Below are 1,286 nucleotides of genomic sequence, written 5' to 3' on the forward strand. Positions count from 1 at the left end.
AAAACTAGCCACCATGCCCAATAGAAAATGGTCCAATCTTGTGGGAAGTGCGTGTTTTCAAAGGTTCCGTAACCACCAAATGGTTCCGCCCATGTTGCCATCACGAAAAAGTTAGACAGTAGGCGACCAATTGAATCTAGGCCTGTTTCCAGCATGAAAATCGTAGGGCCAGCAATCAGAACGAAAGCCAATAGCCCCATCGCACCCCAGAAGTTGATGTTGCTGAGGATCTTGATGCCTTTTTCTAAACCCGCATAAGATGAGTACGCAAAAATAGCAGTACAAACCAGAAGTACCATCACTTGAGTTAGGTTGTTTTTAGGCAGACCGAATAGGTGGTTAAGGCCTTCAGTGATAAGAGGAGCTGCTAAACCTAAAGTTGTGGCTGCGCCGCCTAATAGACCGAAAATGAATAGGATATCGACGATCTTTCCCGGTACGCCCTTACTACGGTGTTCACCAAGAACGGGCATTAGAGCGCTAGAGATTTTTAGAACAGGTTGTTTACGAACATAGAAGAAGTAAGCAATAGGAATCGCAGGGATCAAGTAGATAGACCATGCGATTGGTCCCCAGTGGAACAGACCATAAGTCGCTGCCCAACGAACGGCTTCCTCACTGCCTGGCTCCAGTTGGAAAGGAGGTGATTGATAGTAATAAGCCCACTCAATACAGCCCCAGTACAAGATACTTGCACCGATACCACCACAGAACAGCATTGCTGCCCATGATGCTGTTTTAAATTCTGGCTCTTCGTCCGCTTCGCCAAGTTTGATTTGTCCCATATCACTGAAGACAACATAAACCATGAACGCACACGCTGCTAGGCCAAGCGCTAAATATAGAAAGCCGAGTTGATCGGTCATAAAAGTTTTAGCTACCGCAATCCAGTCTGCTCCTTGAGTAGGGAACATAATCAGCGGGAAGACGATCGTGAGTAGGAGTGCTATCGCACCAAAAAAGGTCGGCTTGTCAATAAGCTCAAAAGTGTTTTTCACGAGTATTATTCCATTAAAATGAGAGCGGAATTATGGAGTGAACTCGTTTTTTAGGACAAATCAGGTCTGTTGTCGTGACGACAAATCACTTTTTACAATAGAAAAGACTCTATGCAAAGGGGCAATGCAAGAGATGCAGCGTAAGGGATGGGATACAGTGGAGAACGATAAAGTGTTAGACCAGAGCGAGAAGGATTCCACCAACGGTTGCCGCTGCGGACAAATATTGCCCAGCTGAATACGAACCGTCGTCTTCTTCTTCGATCTTGTCTGGGTGATCCATACCTA

The 1,286-nt window shown here is 45.8% G+C and carries 1 protein-coding gene; it reads right to left on the bottom strand.

From position 1 onward, the window contains the following. Positions 1-998 (bottom strand): BCCT family transporter (locus AB4512_RS20960; protein WP_372175559.1); only part of this gene is annotated, 998 nt, incomplete at its 3' end. Between the last annotated feature and the right edge of the window lie 288 nt (positions 999-1,286).

It is taken from the genome of Vibrio sp. 10N.222.52.B7, assembly GCF_041474275.1.
In the GTDB taxonomy this organism is placed as follows: domain Bacteria; phylum Pseudomonadota; class Gammaproteobacteria; order Enterobacterales; family Vibrionaceae; genus Vibrio; species Vibrio crassostreae_C.